The organism is Rhodopseudomonas sp. NSM (assembly GCF_052445935.1).
Lineage (GTDB): Bacteria > Pseudomonadota > Alphaproteobacteria > Rhizobiales > Xanthobacteraceae > Rhodopseudomonas.
Map to the genome: position 1 here is coordinate 104,197 of NZ_JBQTCH010000006.1, position 20,477 is coordinate 124,673.

The 20,477-nt window shown below is 66.7% G+C and carries 17 protein-coding genes; 9 read left to right on the plus strand and 8 right to left on the minus strand.

What is annotated here, in order from left to right:
* The first annotated feature begins 146 nt into the window (after positions 1-146).
* The 7 genes from dnaK (at position 147) to dapB (ending at position 6,685) form a co-directional block, all read left to right on the plus strand.
* On the plus strand, positions 147-2,048 hold the full coding sequence (gene dnaK, locus ACTZWT_RS16360) for a molecular chaperone DnaK (RefSeq protein WP_444770737.1): 1,902 nt from the start codon (positions 147-149) through the stop codon (positions 2,046-2,048).
* Positions 2,049-2,188: 140 nt separating this feature from the next.
* Positions 2,189-3,328, plus strand: a complete 1,140-nt coding sequence (gene dnaJ, locus ACTZWT_RS16365) for a molecular chaperone DnaJ (protein ID WP_444770738.1) — start codon at positions 2,189-2,191, stop codon at positions 3,326-3,328.
* A 93-nt stretch (positions 3,329-3,421) separates the two neighbouring features.
* Complete coding sequence (locus ACTZWT_RS16370; RefSeq protein WP_444770739.1) at positions 3,422-4,024, plus strand: class I SAM-dependent methyltransferase; 603 nt, start codon at positions 3,422-3,424, stop codon at positions 4,022-4,024.
* Between the two features lie 139 nt (positions 4,025-4,163).
* Complete coding sequence (locus ACTZWT_RS16375; protein ID WP_444770740.1) at positions 4,164-4,745, plus strand: NADPH-dependent FMN reductase; 582 nt, start codon at positions 4,164-4,166, stop codon at positions 4,743-4,745.
* Positions 4,746-4,751: 6 nt separating this feature from the next.
* On the plus strand, positions 4,752-5,459 hold the full coding sequence (gene pyrF / locus ACTZWT_RS16380) for an orotidine-5'-phosphate decarboxylase (protein WP_444770741.1): 708 nt from the start codon (positions 4,752-4,754) through the stop codon (positions 5,457-5,459).
* Positions 5,460-5,477: 18 nt separating this feature from the next.
* A complete protein-coding gene (locus ACTZWT_RS16385; protein ID WP_444770742.1) occupies positions 5,478-5,789 on the plus strand; it encodes a DUF1330 domain-containing protein in 312 nt (103 codons plus the stop codon).
* An 80-nt stretch (positions 5,790-5,869) separates the two neighbouring features.
* On the plus strand, positions 5,870-6,685 hold the full coding sequence (gene dapB, locus ACTZWT_RS16390) for a 4-hydroxy-tetrahydrodipicolinate reductase (protein WP_444770743.1): 816 nt from the start codon (positions 5,870-5,872) through the stop codon (positions 6,683-6,685).
* 31 nt (positions 6,686-6,716) lie between these two features.
* Here the strand turns inward: dapB and gpmI are convergent, their stop codons facing one another.
* From gpmI to ACTZWT_RS16405, 3 genes are all read right to left on the minus strand, one after another.
* Entirely contained in the window at positions 6,717-8,231 is a 1,515-nt protein-coding gene (gene gpmI / locus ACTZWT_RS16395) for a 2,3-bisphosphoglycerate-independent phosphoglycerate mutase (protein WP_444770744.1), read from the minus strand.
* A gap of 101 nt (positions 8,232-8,332) precedes the next feature.
* The gene (locus ACTZWT_RS16400) at positions 8,333-9,229 is read right to left on the minus strand and encodes a methylated-DNA--[protein]-cysteine S-methyltransferase (protein ID WP_444770745.1); all 897 of its coding nucleotides are present in this window, start codon (positions 9,227-9,229) and stop codon (positions 8,333-8,335) included.
* 59 nt (positions 9,230-9,288) lie between these two features.
* Complete coding sequence (locus ACTZWT_RS16405) at positions 9,289-9,804, minus strand: DUF2244 domain-containing protein (RefSeq protein ID WP_444770746.1); 516 nt, start codon at positions 9,802-9,804, stop codon at positions 9,289-9,291.
* A 21-nt stretch (positions 9,805-9,825) separates the two neighbouring features.
* On the opposite strand from ACTZWT_RS16405, the gene nth reads away from it, so the two are divergent.
* Positions 9,826-10,590, plus strand: coding sequence for an endonuclease III (nth, locus tag ACTZWT_RS16410; protein ID WP_444770747.1), 765 nt, complete (start codon positions 9,826-9,828; stop codon positions 10,588-10,590).
* A 224-nt stretch (positions 10,591-10,814) separates the two neighbouring features.
* Here nth and ACTZWT_RS16415 read toward each other — a convergent pair whose 3' ends face one another.
* From ACTZWT_RS16415 to ACTZWT_RS16435, 5 genes are all read right to left on the minus strand, one after another.
* Positions 10,815-12,329: a S10 family peptidase gene (locus tag ACTZWT_RS16415; RefSeq protein ID WP_444770748.1), complete on the minus strand. Its 1,515-nt coding sequence runs from the start codon at positions 12,327-12,329 to the stop codon at positions 10,815-10,817.
* Between the two features lie 113 nt (positions 12,330-12,442).
* Entirely contained in the window at positions 12,443-13,891 is a 1,449-nt protein-coding gene (glgA, locus tag ACTZWT_RS16420) for a glycogen synthase GlgA (protein WP_444770749.1), read from the minus strand.
* The gene (gene glgC, locus ACTZWT_RS16425) at positions 13,888-15,150 is read right to left on the minus strand and encodes a glucose-1-phosphate adenylyltransferase (protein WP_444770750.1); all 1,263 of its coding nucleotides are present in this window, start codon (positions 15,148-15,150) and stop codon (positions 13,888-13,890) included. Before glgC ends, glgA begins: the two co-directional genes overlap by 4 nt.
* Positions 15,151-15,436: 286 nt before the next feature.
* The gene (locus ACTZWT_RS16430) at positions 15,437-17,773 is read right to left on the minus strand and encodes an FdhF/YdeP family oxidoreductase (RefSeq protein WP_444770751.1); all 2,337 of its coding nucleotides are present in this window, start codon (positions 17,771-17,773) and stop codon (positions 15,437-15,439) included.
* A gap of 111 nt (positions 17,774-17,884) precedes the next feature.
* On the minus strand, positions 17,885-18,823 hold the full coding sequence (locus tag ACTZWT_RS16435) for a 1-phosphofructokinase family hexose kinase (protein WP_444770752.1): 939 nt from the start codon (positions 18,821-18,823) through the stop codon (positions 17,885-17,887).
* Positions 18,824-19,085: 262 nt separating this feature from the next.
* On the opposite strand from ACTZWT_RS16435, the gene ACTZWT_RS16440 reads away from it, so the two are divergent.
* Complete coding sequence (locus tag ACTZWT_RS16440) at positions 19,086-20,366, plus strand: family 4 glycosyl hydrolase (protein WP_444770753.1); 1,281 nt, start codon at positions 19,086-19,088, stop codon at positions 20,364-20,366.
* Positions 20,367-20,477 lie beyond the last annotated feature (111 nt).

Here is a 20,477-nt window from a genome sequence, read left to right on the forward strand (position 1 = left end):
CCGCCCGCCAGTCCTTGCAGCCCCCACCCCCCCCTCCTATATGAGGCTCACCGCCGCACAATCGCGAGCATTTGATATTTGGGGGTTGGGGCTGGTGCGCCGTCAGGGCCCGCCCGACTCGCCGCAAAAAGAAGGATATGAGCACCATGGGAAAGGTCATCGGGATCGATCTCGGCACCACCAATTCGTGCGTCGCCGTCATGGACGGCAAGAATTCCAAGGTCATTGAGAACGCAGAGGGCATGCGCACGACCCCCTCGATCGTCGCATTCAGCGACGACGGAGAGCGGCTGGTCGGTCAGCCCGCCAAGCGCCAGGCCGTCACCAATCCCGAGCGCACCTTCTTCGCCGTGAAGCGCCTCGTCGGTCGTCGCTACGACGACCCGATGGTCGAGAAGGACAAGAAGCTCGTTCCCTACAAGATCGTCAAAGCCTCCAATGGCGACGCCTGGGTCGAGGCCGACGGCCAGACCTATTCGCCCTCTCAGGTTTCCGCCTTCATTCTGCAGAAGATGAAGGAGACCGCGGAGGCGCATCTCGGCCAGAAGGTCGATCAGGCGGTGATCACCGTCCCCGCTTACTTCAACGACGCCCAGCGTCAGGCCACCAAGGACGCCGGCAAGATCGCCGGCCTCGAGGTGTTGCGCATCATCAACGAGCCGACCGCGGCGGCGCTGGCCTACGGCCTCGACAAGACCAAGGCCGGCACGATCGCGGTCTACGACCTCGGCGGCGGCACCTTCGACGTCTCGATCCTGGAGATCGGCGACGGCGTGTTCGAAGTGAAGTCGACCAATGGCGACACCTTCCTCGGCGGTGAAGACTTCGACATGCGTCTGGTCAGCTACCTCGCCGACGAATTCCAGAAGGAGCAGGGCATCAACCTGCGCAACGACAAGCTGGCGCTGCAGCGGCTCAAGGAAGCCGCCGAGAAGGCCAAGATCGAGCTGTCGTCGACAACCCAGACCGAGATCAACCTGCCGTTCATCACCGCGGACCAGTCCGGTCCGAAGCATCTGACGATGAAGCTCACCCGCGCCAAGTTCGAAGCGCTGGTCGACGATCTGGTGCAGAAGACGATCGAACCTTGCCGCAAGGCGCTGAAGGATGCCGGCCTCACCGCCGGCGAGATTGGCGAAGTGGTGCTGGTCGGCGGCATGACCCGCATGCCGAAGGTCCAGGAAGTCGTGAAGCAATTGTTCGGCAAGGAGCCGCACAAGGGCGTCAACCCGGACGAAGTCGTGGCGATCGGCGCCGCGATCCAGGCCGGCGTGCTGCAGGGCGACGTCAAGGACGTGCTGCTGCTCGACGTCACCCCGCTGTCGCTGGGCATCGAGACGCTGGGTGGCGTGTTCACCCGGATCATCGAGCGCAACACCACGATCCCGACCAAGAAGAGCCAGGTGTTCTCGACCGCGGAAGACAATCAGAACGCGGTCACCATCCGGGTCTTCCAGGGTGAACGCGAAATGGCGGCCGACAACAAGATCCTCGGTCAGTTCGACCTGATGGGGATTCCGCCGGCGCCGCGCGGCATGCCGCAGATCGAGGTGACGTTCGACATCGACGCCAACGGCATCGTCAACGTCTCGGCCAAGGACAAGGCGACCGGCAAGGAGCAGCAGATCCGCATCCAGGCGTCGGGCGGCCTGTCGGATTCCGACATCGACAAGATGGTCAAGGACGCCGAAGCCAACGCCGCCGAGGACAAGCGCCGCCGCGAAGCGGTCGACGCCAAGAACCATGCCGATGCGCTGGTGCATTCCACCGAGAAGGCGCTGGCCGAGCACGGTTCGAAGGTCGCGGAGCCGGAGCGCCGTGCCATCGAGGACGCGCTCAGCGATCTGCGCGAGTCGCTCAAGAGTGACGACGCCGAGGTGATCAAGACCAAGACCAATACGCTGGCGCAGGCCTCGATGAAGCTCGGCGAAGCGATGTACACGCAGCAGGCGGAGTCCGACGCGGCCAAGCACGCCGCCAAGGAAGACATCGTCGACGCCGACTTCACCGAGGTCGACGACGACAAGAACAACAAGAAGTCAGCCTAAGGGCCGCATGACGGATAACGTAACCCCCATCTGACGAACGCGCTTGCGGACTTCAGGTGGGGGTTGCTTTCGTTGGGCCTGGGACTGCATGAAGCGTGCACGTTCCCTCGAGGGTCAATTGAATCGAGCAGGTTTGACGGATGTCCACCACCAAGCGTTGCTACTACGAAACCCTTGAAGTCGAGCGGAGCGCCGACGAATCGACGCTCAAAAGCGCCTTCCGCAAGCTCGCGATGAAATGGCATCCGGATCGCAATCCGGGCGATGCGTCGAGCGAGATCAAGTTCAAGGAAATCAACGAAGCCTACGAAATCCTCAAGGACGGCGACAAGCGCGCCGCCTATGACCGCTACGGCCATGCCGCCTTCGAACAGGGCATGGGCGGCGGCGGTCCCGGCTTCGGCGCCGGATTCGCCTCGTCGTTCTCCGATATCTTCGAAGACCTGTTCGGCATGGCCGGACAGCGCGGTCGCGGCACCGGCCGCGAGCGCGGCGCCGACCTGCGCTACAACATGGAGATCACGCTGGAGGACGCCTACAAGGGCAAGACCGCGCAGATCGAAATCCCGGTCTCGGTCACCTGCGAGTCCTGCTCTGGCATCGGCGCCAAGGCCGGCACCAAGCCGAAAACCTGCTCGACCTGCGGCGGCGCCGGCCGCGTCCGTCAGGCCCAGGGCTTCTTCACGCTGGAGCGCACCTGCCCGAGTTGCCAGGGCCGCGGCCAGATCATCGAAGACCCGTGTCCGTCCTGCTCAGGCTCCGGCCGTGTCACCCGTGAACGGACGCTGTCGGTCAACATTCCGCAGGGGGTCGAGGACGGTACCCGCATCCGTCTCGCCGGCGAAGGCGAGGCCGGCCTCCGTGGCGGGCCGCCCGGCGATCTCTACATCTTCCTGTCGCTCGCCTCGCACGCGATCTTCCAGCGCGACGGCGCCGATCTGCACTGCCGGGTGCCGATTTCGATGGTGACGGCGGCGCTGGGCGGTGAATTCGAGGTGCCGACGATCGAGCGCGGCAAAACCAAGGTGAAGGTGCCGTCGGGCACCCAGACCGGCCGGCGATTCCGCATTGCGGGAAAAGGCATGCCGGTGCTCCGTTCGCGTCAGGTCGGCGACATGTATGTCCAGGTTGCCGTGGAAACGCCGCAGAATTTGACCAAGAAGCAGCAGGAGCTGCTGGCCGAGTTCGAAAAATTATCCTCCGGTGCAACCCAACCGGAAGCTGCGGGTTTCTTCTCCAAGGTCAAGGACTTCTTCGGCTCCCGCGCGAACACTCCCTAACCGTCTAGCTTGACCGGCCGGGGAGTGCCCTATAGTTGTTCTGTAACAATAATTTGACACTGGGCCAAAATACCTCCCCGGTTTGGTAGCGGAATGGCTTTGCAGTCCTCGGTTCGCGCGTTGAAGAAGCAGCCCCGTCTCGACGACGAGGTTCGCTTCCTGCGTTCCTGGATCGAGAAGCCGTTGCACATGGGCGCGGTGATGCCGTCCGGCAAGCTGCTGGCCCGGACCATGGCGCAATATGTCGACATCCATTCCACCGGGCCGGTGATCGAACTGGGCCCGGGCACCGGCGCGATCACCAATGCGCTGGTCGAGCACGGCGTCGATCAGAAACGCCTGGTGCTGGTCGAATACAATCCGAGCTTCTGCGCGCTTCTGCGCGAACGCTATCCGCAAGCGACGATCGTCCAGGGCGATGCCTATCGGCTGCGCGATACGCTGTGGGACGTGCTGCCCGAGCCGGCCACCGCGGTGGTGTCGGGGCTTCCGCTCGTGACCAAGCCGATGCTGACCCGGATGAAGCTGATCCGCGATTCCTTCAATCTGCTCGAACCCGGCGCGCCGTTCGTGCAGTTCACCTATTCGGTTGCGCCGCCAATTCCGAAATCGCTGCCGGGCGTCGCCACCGAGGCGTCCGAGCGGATCTGGATGAACATCCCGCCTGCCCGGGTCTGGGTCTATCGCAAGGGCTGAGCCGTCGGCCGTGCCGCCGCTCGTGACAGCGCCTTTCCACAGACGCTGACGCTCCGGGAAAATCCGGCGTTCCTTCCCCTGACAACTTGGCTAAACAGGGCGCGGCCATGGTCGCGCTTGTCGGCAGGAGGTCGGCGTCATGTCAGCGGTGAAGATCCTCATCATTCCCGGCTCGTTGCGGACCGGCTCGCACAATGTGCGGCTGGCGGCCGCCGCCGCGTATGCATTCGTTCGCGCCGACATCGACGTCACCCGGCTGTCGCTGGCCGATTTTCCGCTGCCGATCTACGACGGCGACTTCGAAGCCAAATCCGGCGTGCCGGTCAATGCCATCAATCTGAAGCGGATGATCGGCGCGCATCACGGCGTGCTGATCGTCAGCCCGGAATACAATTCTGCGCCGCCGCCGCTGGTGAAGAACGCGATCGACTGGGTATCGCGGGTCGAGGACCCGCACGAGACCCAAGGTCAGGTGTTTCGAGAACGCGCCTTCGCGCTGGCGTCTGCCTCCGAAGGCAAACTCGGCGGCGCGCGTTGCCTCGCCGCGCTGCGGCTGATCCTGTCGGGCTGCCGCGCGCCGGTGATTCCCAATCAGCTCGCGCTCTCCTTCGCGCATCAGGCCTATGACGACACCGATCGGCTGAAACTTCCCGCCGACGTCGCCGCGCTGCAGGCGATGGTGCGGCAACTGATCGACTTCGCCCAACAGATGATGAGGTAACAGGTCATGGCGCAAGCCGACCCCGCCGATCGCGACCGGCTGATCGTTGCATTGGATGTGCCCGGCGTCGACACCGCGAAAGCGATGATCGACAAGCTCGGCGACAGCGTCGGCTTCTACAAGATCGGCTATCAGCTCGCCTATGCCGGCGGGCTCGCGCTGGTGCCGCAACTGGTCGATGCCGGCAAGAAGGTGTTCGTCGATCTCAAGCTGCACGACATCGGCAACACCGTGGCGCGCGGCGTCGAGAGCCTGAGCTCGCTCGGCGCCACCTTCCTCACCGTGCACGCCTATCCGCAAACGATGAGAGCCGCGGTCGAGGCGCGCGGCACCTCGGGGCTGAAGATCCTCGCCGTCACGGTGCTGACCTCCTACGACGATGCCGACCTCACCGATGCCGGCTACGCGCTCGGCGTGCGCGACCTCGTCGAGGCGCGCGCGCGGCAGGCGCTGGCGATCGGCGCCGACGGGCTGGTGTGCTCGCCCGAAGAGGTGGCCCATCTGCGTGGCATCGTCGGCCCGGCGATGGCGCTGGTGACGCCGGGCATTCGTCCGGCCGGTTCGGCCGCCGGAGACCAGAAGCGGATCATGACCCCGGCGCGGGCGATCGCCGCCGGCGCCAGTCATCTCGTGGTCGGGCGGCCGGTGATAGAGGCGCCCGATCCAAAGCAGGCGGCGGAGGCGATCGTCGCCGAAATCGCGCAAGCGAAATAACTGATCAGGGAGAAGACGATGGCCAAAGGCTACTGGGTCGCACGGATCGACGTGCACGATCTCGACGGCTACAAGCGCGACTACGTCGCCCACAACGGCGCGGTGTTCGCCAAATACGGCGCGAAGTTCCTGACCCGCGGCGGCACCTACGAGGCGCATGAAGGCCCGTCGCGCTCGCGCAACGTCGTGATCGAGTTCGCGGACTATGCGACAGCGCTCGCCTGCTACCACTCGCCGGAGTATCAGGCGCTGATCAAGGCGCGCGCGCCGTATTCGCAGGGCGAGATCGTCATCGTCGAGGGCTATGACGGGCCGCAGCCACAAGGCTGAGGCGCCTCGCCTGCTTTCGATCAGTTGCCGGGCCCGGTTCGCCCGGCTATACCGCGGGCCTGCAAAAGGATCGCCAGCCGATGTCAGATATGCGCCTGATCGTTGCCGGGGCCGGTGGCCGGATGGGCCGCGCGCTGACGCGCGCCATTTCCGAGACCAAAGGCGTCGTCCTCACCGGCGCGCTCGAAGCGCCCGGCTCGGACTTGCTGGGGCAGGACGCGGGCGTGCTCGCCGGTCTGCCGGCCAATGGCGTGGCGCTGTCCGCCGACCTGTGGAAGCTGTCCGCCGGCGCCGACGGCATTCTCGATTTCACCGTGCCGGCCGCGACCATCGCCAATGTGGCGATCGCCGCGCAGCGCGGCATCGTCCACGTCATCGGCACCACCGGCCTGTCGTCCTCCGACAATGCGGTGATCCAGAGCGTCACCCGGCAGGCGATCGTGGTGAAGTCCGGCAATATGAGCCTCGGCGTCAATCTGCTGGCGGCGTTGACCAGGCGCGTGGCGCAGTCGCTCGGCGACAATTTCGACATCGAGATCGTCGAAATGCATCACCGCGCCAAGATCGACGCCCCGTCCGGCACCGCGCTGCTGCTCGGCGAAGCCGCCGCGGCCGGCCGCAAGGTCGATCTCGACAGCCATTCGGCGCGCGGCCGCGACGGCCTCACCGGCGCGCGCAAGTCCGGCGACATCGGTTTCGCGTCCTTGCGCGGCGGCACCGTCACCGGCGACCACAGCGTGATCTTCGCCGGACCCTACGAGCGGATCGAGCTCACCCACAAGGCCGAGGACCGCATGATCTTCGCCCATGGCGCGCTGAAGGCGGCGCAATGGGCGCATGGCCAGAAGCCCGGGCTGTATTCGATGATGGACGTGCTCGGGCTCGCGGAGTTCTGAGCTGCCGAACGGGTTGCCGCAGCGCGCGCGGCTATCCGATCAGCGATGTGCCGGTCATCTCCGCGGGTTGCGGCAGATCCATCAGCTTCAGCAGCGTCGGCGCGAGATCGGACAGCTGGCCGTCGGCCAGCGGACCGTCGTGGCCGACCAGCAGCACCGGCACCGGATTGGTGGTGTGCGCGGTGTGCGGGCCGCCGGTGAACGGATCGCGCATCATCTCGCAATTGCCGTGGTCGGCGGTGACCAGCAGCGCGCCGCCGGACGCGCGGATCGCCGCGACGATGCGGCCGAGCTGGGTGTCGACCGTCTCGACCGCCTTGATCGCCGCCGGCAGGCTGCCGGTGTGGCCGACCATGTCGGGATTGGCGAAGTTGAGGACGATCAGGTCGTATTTGCCGGACTCGATCGCCTGCACGGCCTTGTCGCCCAGCTCAGGCGCGGACATTTCCGGCTGAAGATCGTAGGTCGCCACCTTGGGAGAAGGCACCATGATGCGGTCTTCGCCGGGATAGGGCACTTCCTCGCCGCCATTGAGGAAGTAGGTGACATGCGGATATTTCTCGGTCTCCGCCATTCTCAGCTGATGCCGGCCGGTGTCGGCGACCACCTGGCCGAGGCCGTTCACCAGACTCTGCGGCGGAAAGATCGTGCGCATCAAGCCATCCAGCGCGGTCGAGTACTGCGTCATGCCGGCGGCCGCGGCGATCTTCAGCACGCGCTTGCGCGGGAATCCGGCGAAGGCCGGATCGAGCAGGGCCGCAAGGATCTCGCGCACCCGATCGGCGCGGAAATTGAAACACAGCACGCCGTCGCCGTCGCGTAGGCCCTGATAGTCGCCGACCACGGCGGGAATGATGAACTCGTCATTGACGCCGGAGGCGTAGCCGGCGGCGATCACCGCATCGGCGTCGGCGAAGCGCGGACCTTCGGCCTCGGCGATCACATCGTAGGCCTTGCCGACGCGCTCCCAGCGGTTGTCGCGGTCCATCGCGTAATAGCGGCCGCTGACGGTGGCGATCGGCACGCTCGGCGGCAGGTCGGCGCGGAGCCGGGCGATGTCGTCGACCGCGGATTTCGGCGGCGTATCGCGGCCGTCAGTGAAAGCGTGCAGCACGGTCGGGATTCCGGCCTTGTCCAGGATCTTGGCCAGCGCGCAGGCATGATCCTGCAGCGAATGTACGCCGCCGGGCGACACCAGGCCCATCAGATGGCAGGTGCCGCCGCTGGCGCGCAATTTCTCGATAAAGGCCAGCAGCTCGGGAGCGCGTTCGATCTCGCCGCTGGCGATGGCGTCGCTGATCCGCGGCAGATCCTGCATCACCACCCGGCCGGCGCCGATATTGAGGTGGCCGACCTCGGAATTGCCCATCTGGCCATTTGGCAGCCCGACCGATTTGCCGGAGGTGCGCAGGAAGGCGTGCGGTCCGTTCGCCCACAGCGAGTCGAAGGTGGGGGTTTTGGCCTGCAGCACGGCATTGTCTGCCGGGTCCTCGCGCCATCCCCAGCCATCGAGGATCACGAGCATGACGGGACGACGGGACTGCATGGCAAAGACTTTCCTGGGTGTGGGCGCGCGCCTCGAGGCTGTTGCGGCGCCCCTCACACCTATGGTCGCGGCCCGCCCCCGTCAATCGGTCGGCCGGAGGGTCAGCCCGCCCCGAGCTGCCCCGCTTCCCAGCCGATCATCGCCTGTTTGCGGGTCAGGCCCCAATGATAGCCGGTGAGCGCGCCGCCTTTGCCGAGCGCGCGATGGCACGGCACCACGAACGAAATCGGGTTCTTGCCGATCGCGGCGCCGACCGCGCGCGACGCCTTCGGCGCGGCGATCCGGCCGGCGATGTCCGAGTAGCACAGCGCCCGGCCCATCGGGATTTTCAGCAGCGTCTGCCAGACCCGGACCTCGAAATCGGTGCCGATCAGCACCACCCGCAGCGGCTGCTCCGGTCGCCATTGCGCCGGGTCGAATACGCGTTGCGCGAAGGGCGCGGTGAACGCCTGATCGGCGATGCACATCGCGCGCGGCCAGCGCCGCTGCAGGTCCATGAAAGCGGCCTCCTCGCCGCCGGGATCGGCGAAGGCGAGGCCGGCGAGACCGCGCTCGGAGGCGATCACCACGGCGGTGCCGAACGGCGACGCGTGATAGCCATAGCGCAGCGTCAGCCCGGCGCCGCCGCTCTTCCATTCGCCCGGCGACATCGCCTCATGGGTCACGAACAGGTCGTGCAACCGGCCGGGGCCGGACAGCCCGGAGTCCAATGCCGCATCGAGCACGCTGGCGGAATCGCGCAGCAGCGACTTGGCATGGTCGAGCGTCAGCGCCTGCATGAAGGCCTTCGGCGTCAAGCCGGCCCAGCGGCGGAACAGATGGTGCAGTTCGTCGGGCGTCAGCCCGGCGGCGTCGGCGATCGCCTCGACGGTGGGTTGCGCCTTCCACTTCTGCGAGATGAACGCGATGGCGCGGCGCACCGCGTCGTAGTCGGCGAGCGCGGTGTCGCGGGGGCCGGGCTTGGCGGGAACATGGTCGGCGATAGCGAGGTTCATCATGAGGCCGATGTTACCTGCCGGGGCCGCATCGGCCACCCGTTTTCAGCGTGCCCGCCGGATCAGGCTTGAACCACCGGGCCGCGTCGGGCGGCCTCCAAGGCAGCCGTCAAGGCATTGGCGAAGCTCGCCTTTTCCTCCGCGCCGAGGTAGCTCGCGATACTGACGCGGCGGCCCGAGGACACCAGATAGAGATGTTCGATGCCGAACTCGGCATGGACGATCTTCTCCAGCCGGACCCATAGCGGGTTCAGCACCCATTCCACCACCTGGCCGCGCGGCGACGTGCGGCGGACCCGTAACTCGCTGATCGTCATCGAGATTTCTTCGCTGGCGCGGCCGCGGGCGAACACCACCTTGAAGGCGATGTAGATTGCCAAGAGATCGAGGCCGAAGAAGCCGAACACCGGCCAGGCGCCGAGCATCCAGAAGCCGAGGCCGGCGGCGAAGCTGATCGTGCCGAGGAATCCCATCAGCACCAGAAAAGCCTTGTGACTCAAGGCGCGATGCGGCTTCAGCAGCGCCGAAAACAGTTTCGGCTCGGCCCATTCCGGATCAAGATCGGTTCCTGTCGTCATTGCGGAATATTATACCTTACCATGCCGAAAATCACCCGCCGCGTGGCGGCACCCGCCGCCGCGAGAACTGCCAAGACCACCCCGAAAAGCCTTGCGGCAAACCCGGGGCAAACCGGAGGCAAACCCGCGAGGCCGCCAAAACGCCCCCGCCGCTGGACCTCCGCCGAGGTTCGCGAGGCCTTCACCCGTTTCGCCCGGGCCAACCCCGAGCCGAAGGGCGAGCTCGAGCACCTCAACCCGTTCACGCTGCTGGTCGCGGTGGTGCTGTCGGCGCAGGCGACCGACGCCGGTGTCAACAAGGCGACGCGAAGCCTGTTCGCGATCGCCGACACGCCGGCGAAGATGCTGGCGCTCGGCGAAGAGCGGGTGCGGGACTACATCAAGACCATCGGCCTTTTTCGCACCAAGGCGAAGAACGTGATTGCGCTGTCGCAAAAACTGATCACCGACTTTGGTGGGGAGGTCCCAAGTACACGCGCCGAGCTGGAGACGCTGCCGGGTGCGGGCCGCAAGACCGCCAATGTGGTGCTCAACATGGCGTTCGGGCAGCCGACCATGGCGGTCGATACCCATGTGTTTCGCGTCGGCAACCGCACCGGGCTGGCGCCCGGCGACACGCCGCTCGCGGTCGAGCTCGAACTGGAAAAGGCGATCCCGCCGGAGTTCATGCAGCACGCCCACCATTGGCTGATCCTGCACGGCCGCTACACCTGCCTGGCCCGCAAGCCGCGCTGCGAGGTCTGCGTGATCAACGACCTGTGCAGGTGGCCGGAGAAAAGTGTGTAGTTCCGTCTCTCGACGAGTAGCAACGTCATCCTGAGGTGCGCGCTCTTTCTTGCGCGCCTCGAAGGATGGGCCGCGTGTGTCTGCGTCCGCATCCTTCGAGGCTCGCCCAAATGGGCGAGCACCTCAGGATGACGGCTCCGTGTTCTTGGTGCGCGCCTCGGGATGACGGCGCTGTGTGAGTGGCGAGCGTCTCGGAGTAACGGCTCTGATCATAATCGTCGCTGTTACTTCATCATCGCGCTGACTTCGCCGTGCAGCGCCTTGCGGGCGTCGTCGCGGGCGTAGGTCATGTGGCCGCCGGGCCAGGTGACCAGCCTGATCCGCTTCGATGCGAATGGCGGCAACTGATCGATCGCGACGACGCTGCCGAAATACGGCGTGGCGAGGTCGAACAGGCCGTGCGTCACCAGCACCTGCAGCGTCGGGTCGACCGCCAGAATTTCGCGGAGCTGCGTCAGCGATTCGACCGGGCTGCGGCCGCGGCCGAAATCCCATTGCCGCGACACCGCGCCGTTGAGCAGATGATACGAGCCGCTCGGGCGCCATTGCAGCGTGTTGCGGGTCAGCTCGATCGCGGCGCTGGTGAGCGGTGCGATCAGCGATTCCGACGACGGGTCGCTGAACTGCGCGTCGCTGGAATCCGGGAACGGATCCTGGCCGAGCACCGAGGCGTCGAACCGGCCGGTGACTTTTCCATCGGCGCGGTCGAACTCGCGCTGGAATTCGCTGGTACCAAGTCGGCCTGCGAGCCTTCGACTGACGGCGGAATCGATCCCGCTCAACGCCGCGACGCGATCGGCGAGGCGCCGGGTCGCGGCCTGATCGGCCTGCCCCTTGAGCAGATCGGTGATGAACTCGCCGCGCGCGTAGCTCTCGACCTCGGCGAGGTCGGCGCGGGTGACAGGACCCTTTCGCTGCCGCGCCGCCGCCGCCATGGTCGGCAGCCGTGCTACGTATTGCAGCAGGCTCGAGCCGGAATATTCGCGGAAGTCGAGCAAGGGCGACACCAGGATCAGCCCCTTGACGCCGACGCCCTGCCTGGTCTGCAGATCGCGTACCACGCGCGGCCCGCGGATGCCGCCATAGCTTTCGCCGGCGACGTATTTGGGCGACAGCAGCCGGTCGTGCTTCTCCAGCCAGCGCCGGATCGTCAGCGCGACCGCGGCGACGTCGCCGTCGACCGAATAGAACTGCTTGCGCACGTCGTCGCCGCTGGCGACGAAGCGGCTGTAGCCGGTGCCGACCGGATCGATGAAGACCAGATCGGTGACGTCGAGCCAGGTTTCGGCGTTGGGCTGAAGCGCCGGCGTCGCCGAGGCGACCGCGGCGTCGCCGGCCATCGGCAGCCGCCACGGCCCCGCGGCGCCGAGCTGCAGCCAGGCCGAGGAGGCGCCCGGCCCGCCGTTGAACACGAAGGTCACCGGCCGCGTCCGCGCCTCGGTGTTGTCGAGCTGATAGGCCGTGGTGGCGATATCGGCCTGCGGCTCGCCCTTGTCGTTGAACAGCCGGATCGAGCCGGCGGTGGCGGTGAAGGACAGGCTGCGGCCCGGCAGCGCCAGCGTGTGCCTGGTCGTCGAATCGGCGGGCAGCTTGTGCTGGTCGGCGTCGGAGGGCGAGGGTTTGCTTTGCGCGGCGGCCGGCGGCGACGCGTCCTGCGCCTGCAGCGGCGCGAGCGTTGCGGTTGTGACGAGCAGCGCCGCCAGCGCGACGCGGCAGGCGGACCAGGGCGACCTCAGCATTCCATCTCCTTCGGCACGACCGCCGCCACGCGCAGCCTGCACGCCAGGCGGTCGATTGTTCGGCAGGGGAATTGAGCGCAGAACTGCGTCGGATTGGCGACGTCGCGCGGCGCTCAGGCGTCGACCAGTTCGCGATACAGCCGGGCGTAATGCTGCGCCGGGTTCTTCCACGACACGTCGGTGGTCATGCCGTTGATCTGCAGGTTGCGCCAGGTGGCGTGGTCGGCGTGGAGCGTTGCGGTCTTCGCCAGCGCTTTCGCCAGCATCTGGGCGGTCACCGGCGAGAACTGCACGCCGGTCGCAACGCCTGTGGCGATCGCCATCTCGTTGGCGTCCACCACCGTATCGGCGAGCCCGCCGACCCGCGCCACCACCGGCACCGCGCCGTAGCGCAGCGCGCACAGCTGGGTCAGGCCGCAGGGCTCGAACCGCGACGGCACCAGCAGCGCGTCGGCGCCGGCCTGGATCTGATGCGCCAGCGCTTCGTCATAGCCGATCACCGCGCCGACCTGCCCCGGATATTTCAGCGCGGCGGTGCGGAAACCCTCTTCCAGCGGCGTGTCGCCGGAGCCCAGCAGCGCCAGCTGCGCGCCTTCCGCCAGCATGCCCGGCAGCACCTCGAGCAGCATGTCGAGGCCCTTCTGCCAGGACAGCCGGCTGATCACGCCGTACAGCAGCGCATCCGGTTCGTTGCGCAGGCCGAACCGGGCCTGCAGCGCCTGCTTGTTGCGCGCGCGCGCCCCGATCGTCTCGACGTCGTAGGTCGCGGGGATCAGTTCGTCGCTCGCGGGGTCCCACACCCCGGTATCGATGCCGTTGAGGATGCCGCTGAGCCGGCCTGCGCGCAGCCGCAACAGGCCTTCGAGGCCCATGCCGGCGTCCGGGCCCTGGATCTCGAGCGCGTAGCTCGGCGACACCGTGGTGATGCGGTCGGCGAGCTGCAGCCCGGCTTTCAGATAACCGATGCCGCCGTAATATTCGACGCCGTCGAGGCTGAAAGCGCGCTCCGGCAGGCCGAGCCGTTCGAGCAGATCGGCGGGAAACTGCCCCTGATAAGCGAGATTGTGGATGGTGAAGACGCATTTCGGCCCGGGCCGGCCGCTGTAGCGCAGATAGGCCGGCACCAGTCCGGTCTGCCAGTCGTGGGCGTGCAGGATGTCCGGCGCATAGCCCGGCAGCAGGCCCTGCCCGATCCAGGCGCCGGCCTGCGCCAGCGCGGCGAAGCGCAGCGCGTTGTCGGGCCAGTCCTTGCCGTCGGGGCCCACATAAGGATTGCCGGGGCGGACATAGAGATGCGGTGCGTCGAGCACCAGCAGCTCCAGCTCCTCGCAGCGCGCCGTCAGCAGCCGCGCGCTGCCGCCGAAGAAATCCGCGAAGCTGTGGACCTGTTGCGGGTCCTCGATGCCGCCCAGCACCGCCGGATAGCCCGGCACCAGCGTGCGCATCGCAATGCCGTGCGGCTTCAACGCGGTCGGCAATGCGCCGGTGACGTCGGCGAGGCCGCCGGTCTTGATCAGCGGGAAGATTTCCGACGCGATCGACAGCGCCGTCAGCGCGCTCATTGGTCGAGCCTGTCGATCATCGGCTGGGTGATCAGGCAGATGCCGTTGTCGGTGCGCCTGAATCGCCTCGCGTCCAGTTCGGGGTCCTCGCCGACCACCAGCCCGGGCGGAATCCGCACTTCGGCGTCGACCACCACGTTCTTCAGCCGGCACGAGCGTGCGATGTCCACATAGGGCAGGATCACGGCGCCTTCGACCTGCGAATAGGAGTGAACCCGGACGCCGGTGAACAGCAGCGTGTGCCGCAGCGACGCGCCCGAGATGATGCAGCCGCCCGACACCAGCGAGGACACCGCCTCGCCGCGACGGCCGTCCTTGTCGTGGACGAATTTCGCCGGCGGCGTGATCTCCCCATAGGTCCAGATCGGCCATTCGCGGTCGTACAGATCGAGCTGCGGCACGATGTCGGTGAGGTCGATATTCGCCGCCCAATACGCATCGACGGTGCCGGCGTCGCGCCAGTAACTGTTGGCCTCGGCGTGAGAGCGGACGCAGGATTTGTCGAAATTATGCGCCACCGCTTTGGCGTTCTTGACCAGATAGGGGATGATGTCCTTGCCGAAATCGTGCGACGAATGCGGGTCGGCGGCGTCGCGCTTCAATTCCTCGATCAGGAATTTGGTGTCGAACACATAGATGCCCATGCTGGCGAGCGACATGCCGGGCTTGCCGGGAATCGACGGCGGGTCGGCGGGCTTTTCCAGGAAGGTGTGGATCACCCCGTCCGGATTGACGTGCATCACGCCGAACGCCGACGCCTCGGCGCACGGCACCTGAAGGCAGCCGACGGTGACGTCGGCGCCCTCGTCGACGTGCTGCTGCAGCATCTTCTCGTAGTCCATCTTGTAGACGTGGTCGCCCGCCAGGAGCACGATGAACTTCGGATCATAGCTCTCGATGATGTCGATGTTCTGATAGACCGCGTCAGCAGTTCCTCGATACCACATGTCGTCGGAGACGCGCTGGCTCGCCGGCAGGATGTCGAAGCTCTCGTTGCGCTCCGGCCGGAAGAAGTTCCAGCCGCGCTGCAGATGCCGGATCAGGCTGTGCGCCTTGTATTGCGTCGCCACCGCGATGCGGCGGATGCCGGAATTCAGCGCATTCGACAGCGCGAAATCGATGATGCGCGACTTGCCGCCGAAATACACCGCCGGCTTGGCGCGGCGGTCGGTCAGCTCCATCAGCCGGCTGCCGCGTCCTCCTGCCAGTACATAGGCCATGGCGTGGCGGGCGAGCGGAGCGGTAACACCGTTACTCATGAAGCCTCTCAATGTGCCGTCGACGACGGGCGTTCCGGTTCAGCCGATGTGACGCGTCCGAATCGCCTGTATCAGCATGCCGTATTGCATCGCCGCAGTGTGGCGGAGGCGACGAGGGCTTGCAATGGTGCGGCGCAAGAGCTGGCGCGGCGAAATGACGTCGCATTGCCGAGTAGTGCAATTCGCATGTCATGATTTGCGATGCCGCAAAGACGAAGCTTGAATCGCTCAATGACGGCGGATTGGGCGACGGTGAGTGTCAGCCGCCGCCCGGGAGGCGTGTCACTCAGGCCCGGATCCGCACCGGCACCGACTTGTTCGCCGGCGTCTTGGATTTCCTGTCGTGATGCGTCAGCGCGATCAGCGGATTCATCTCCGGATAATAGCCGCCGAGGCAGCCGTCCGGCAGCCTGAACGGCGTCACCTTGAGCGGCCCGACCTCGCGGTGGATGCCGTCGTCGGCGTCGCTCTCCAGCCAGACCATCTGGCCATCGCGCAGCCCCTGACGGGCGATGTCGTCGGGATTGATCAGCAGCACGTCGCGCCGCCCCTCGATGCCGCGCAGCCGGTCGTTCATGCCGTAGATCGTGGTGTTGAACTGGTCGTTGGAGCGCATCGTCAGCAGCCGGTAGCGCCCCGGCGCATCGTCGAAGCCGATCGACCGCGTGATCTCCGGGGTGGTGAACTCGGCCTTGCCGCTTTCGGTGTTCCAGATCCGCTCGCGCGCGTCGTTGCCCTTGTAGAAGCCGCCGGGCGTGAACATCCGGGCGTTGAAATCGTGGAACATCTCCGGATAGCTGTGCTCGATCAGGTCGCGCACCAGGCCGTAATCGCCGACCCAGTCGTCCCATTTGACCTTAGGGTTCGACGGCAGCGTCGCCCTGGCGATGCCGGCGACGATCGCGAGTTCCGACATCAGCTGCTCGCTCGCCGGCTGCCGCAGCCCGATCGAACCCTGGATGCAGCTGAAGGTGTCCTCCATCGTCACCGCCTGCGGGCCGGAAGACTGCACGTCCTGCTCGGTGCGGCCGAGGCAGGGCAGCAGATAGGCCGAGCGGCCGTTGACCAGATGGCTGCGGTTGAGCTTGGTGGCGATCTGGACGGTGAGCTGCATCCGCGTCCACGCCTTCTCCAGCGCGGCCTGATCCGGGATGGCGCGGACGAAATTGCCGCCGAGGCCGATGAAGGCGTGAACCTTGCCGTCGAGCAGGCCGTGGCAGGCCTCGACCGTGTTCATGCCCTTGTCACGTGGCGGCTCGAAGCCGAATTGTTCGGCCATCTTGTCGAGCGGCACCAGCTCAGGTTTCTCCGAAATTCCCACGGTACGCTGGCCCTGGACGTTAGAATGGCCGCGCACCGGCGAGATGCCGGCGCCCTCGCGGCCGATATTGCCGCGCAGCAGCAGCAGATTGAGCAGCATCGCGATGTTGTCGAAGCCGTGGACGTGCTGGGTCAGGCCCATGCCGTAGACGCAGATGACGCGCTCGGCCTTCACATAGACCTCGGCCGCCTGTTCGATCTCGGCCCGGCTCAGACCCGATTCGGCTTCGATCCGCTCCCACGGCGTCGCCCGCACCTTGGCTTCGAATTCGTCGAGGCCATGGGTATGCGCTTCGATGAAATCGACATCGAGCACGCGCCTGCCGCCGCTCGCTTTGGCGGCATCGTCAGCGGCGAAGACGTGCTTGCAGATCCCGAGCAGCGCGGCGATGTCGCCGCCGACCTTGAGCTGGTGATACTGGCTCGAGATCGGCGTTTCCTTGCCGGTCAGCATCTGGGTCGGGCTCTGCGGATTGATGAAACTCTCCAGCGCACGCTCGCGCACCGGATTGAAGGTGACGATCGGCACGCCACGCTTGGCGGCTTCCTGCAGCGGATGCAGAAAACGCGGGCTGTTGGTGCCCGGGTTCTGGCCGAAGAAGAACATCGCGTCGCATTTGGCCAGATCGTCGAACACCACGGTGCCGACGCCGACGCCGATCAGCTTCTTCAGCGCCACCGAGGTGGTCTCGTGGCACATGTTGGAGCTGTCGGGCAGGTTGTTGTGGCCATACAGCCGCGCGAACAGCGCGTAGAGGTAGGACGTCTCGAGGCTGGCGCGGCCGGAGGCGTAGAACACCGCCGATTTCGGATCGATCGAGCGCAGATGCTCGGCGATGCCCTGGAACGCCTCGTCCCACGAACACGGCATGTAGTGATCGGTGGCGGAATCGTAGCGCATCGGATGGGTGAGCCGGCCCTGCATTTCGAGATCGTAGTCGGCCCAGCCGCGCAGCTCGGTGACGCTGTGCTCGGCGAAGAAGTCGGGCGTGCAGCGCTTGCTGGTCAGTTCCCACAGCGTCGCCTTGGCGCCGTTCTCGCAGAACTCGAAGGTGTGGTGGTCGGCGGGCTTGGCCCAGGAGCACGACACGCACATGAAGCCTTTCGGCTTGTTCTGGCGCATCAGCGTCTCGATCACCGTCGGCGTATTCCATTCCTTGCCGAAGATCTGCGCGATGCCCTGCAGCGAGCCCCAGCCGCCGGCGGCACCGTCATATTCGACGGTCTGCCCGGAGTCCGGGAGGTCGGCTTCGTGAATTCGGGTGTCGACCTGAGTATCGAGCTGATTATCGTCCTGGGCCATGCCGCGCTCCTCGCGACGCGCAATGCGGCGTCGCGGAACACAACCGGCCGTTTCCGCAACGGTTCCGGAACGGCCTTCGCCGCTCCGCGCAATGTGAGCGCCGGGCGCGTGCTACAGCGGCTGGATCACCACCTCGGCGCTCAGCCGCTCGACATCGGCCGGCCGGCATAATTCGGTGCCGTGCATGGTGAGCGAGGCGGAGCCGGCGGCGAGCGCGAGCCGGAAGGCGTCCTCGATCGGCCGCCCCTGCGCCAGGCTGAAGGCGATCGCGCCGAGGAAACTGTCGCCGGCGCCGACGGTGGAGACCTGCGCGACCGGCAGCGCCGGCGAGCGCAGCGCCTTGTCCTTCGTGACCAGCAGCGCGCCGAGATGGCCGAGCGACAAGGCGACGATCTCGACCTTGCCGGCGTCGATCTGCTGCCGCGCGGCGGCGACGTAGTCCTGATCATTGGCGAGCGGCCGGCCGGCCAGCTCCTGCATCTCGCGCAGATTCGGCTTGATCAGCGTGACGCCGTGAGCGAGCGCGGCGATCAGCTGGTCGCCCGAGGTGTCGAGAAAGAACTGCGCGCCGATCCGCTTCGCCACCGCGGCGGCCTGGGCGTAGAAATCATGCGGCACGCCGGGCGGCAGGCTGCCACTGCCGACCACGATCTTCGGCGCCGGATGGGTGCCGCCGAGAATTTCCAGCAGGCCGCGCCATTCGCCCTCGGCCAGCGCCTCGCCGGGCAGCACGAAGCGGAACTGCTGGCCGGTTTCGGATTCGGTAACCGAGAAATCCTCGCGGGTCTCGGCCACCGCCTCGATGATGCGGCTCGGGATCTGTTCGCGGTCGAGCAGCGAGCGCAGCAGCCGGCCGGTGAAGCCGCCGGCCGGATAGATCGCCTCGACGTCGCCGCCGAACCGCTTCACCACCCGCGCGACATTGATGCCGCCGCCGCCGGGATCGCGCTGCTGCGCCGCGCAGCGCAGCTTGCGGCTCGGCACCATGCGGGCGACCGAGGTCGACAGGTCGATGGCGGGATTGGGCGTGAGGGTCACGAGTTCGACCATCGCGGAAGGTCTCCAGTGCTGGCTTGCGGGGAATCGGCGGACGAGCGGACGGCCCCGACGGGACGTCGGGCGGACGTCGCAATGTCACGCGGCTGACAGCGAACGCCGTTGACTCACGTCAACGCCGCGTCGTCGATGTGCGCTCCACTCTTACTGCTGCACGGCGGGCGGTTGCACGCGACTCAAACGCGCAGCGCGTTGGACGGATGACGACGGGAGCCCCGCCATTGGCGGCTCATCGCCACGGGGGATAGATCGGGCCATGGCGAAAGCGACCAAGATCGTCTTCCTCGGCGCCGGCAGTGCGTCATTCGGCCTCAGTATGCTGCGCGACCTGTTCGGCGCGCCGGAGCTGCGCGGGTCGACGCTGGTGCTGGTCGGCCTCGACGCGGCGAGGCTCGGCGTCACGGCCGAGCTGGCCAGGCTGCTGAACGAGCGGACCGGCGCCGGCTTCGTGATCGAACACAGCACCGACCGCCGCGCCGCGCTGGACGGCGCCGGCTTCGTCGTCAACGCCACCGCGATCGATCGCAACCGGCTGTGGAAGATGGACTTCGAGGTGCCGAAGAAGCACGGCATCCGGCATACGCTGGGTGAGAATGGCGGCCCCGGCGGGCTGTTCTTCACGCTGCGGACGCTGCCGCTGGTGTTCGATTTCATCCGCGACATCGAGCAGCTGTGCCCGGACGCGCTGTTCCTCAACTACTCGAATCCGGAGAGCCGGATCGTGCTGGCGGTCGGACGCTATTCGAAGGTGCGCTGCATCGGCCTGTGTCACGGCATCTTCATGGGCCGCGACGCGGTCGCCGATATCATGGGACTGCCGCGCGAGCGCGTCGAGGTGTGGGGAGCCGGGCTCAATCACTTCCAGTGCCTGCTGCAGATCCGGGATCGCCTCACCGGCGAAGACCTCGCGCCGCGGCTGCGCGAGGCGGAGCAGCGCTTCGATTCGAACGCGTGGCGCTTCACGCGTCGGCTGTATCGCGCGTTCGGATACTGGCTGACCTGCAGCGACGATCATCTCGGCGAGTATCTGGCTTACGGCTGGCAGGCCGGCGAGCGCGGCTATGATTTCGCAGGCGACGAACGCAGCCGCGCCGAAACCCTCGCGCAGATCGACGGCGTGCTGGCCGGGACGATGCCGATGCCGGCGTGGTGGACCGAGCCGTCGGGCGAGCGCGGCGCCGCGGTGATCGCCGCGATGCTGCGCGACCAGAAGCGCTTCGTCGAATCCGGCATCGTGATGAACCGCGGTGTCATCCCGAATCTGCCGGCCGAACTCGCCGTCGAGGTCCCGGTGACGGTCGACGCCGCCGGCGTGCATCCGGTGTCGCTCGGCCCGCTGCCAGATCCGGTCGCCAAGCTGATGTCGATGCAGGCCCATGTGCAGCAGCTCGCGGTCGAGGCGGCGATGCACGCGTCCAAACAGCTGGCGCTGCAGGCGCTGCTGATCGACCCGGTGGTCAACTCGGCCATTGCCGCCGAGCAGATTCTCGACGAGCTGTGGGAGATCAACCGGCCGTATATCCGGGCGTGCGTGTAGCCCGGCCCCTGACGCGCCCACTTCCGTCATTGCGAGCGTAGCGAAGCAATCCAGAGCGCCGTGCACAGAGCCTCTGGATTGCTTCGCCTTCGGCTCGCAATGACGGTTGAG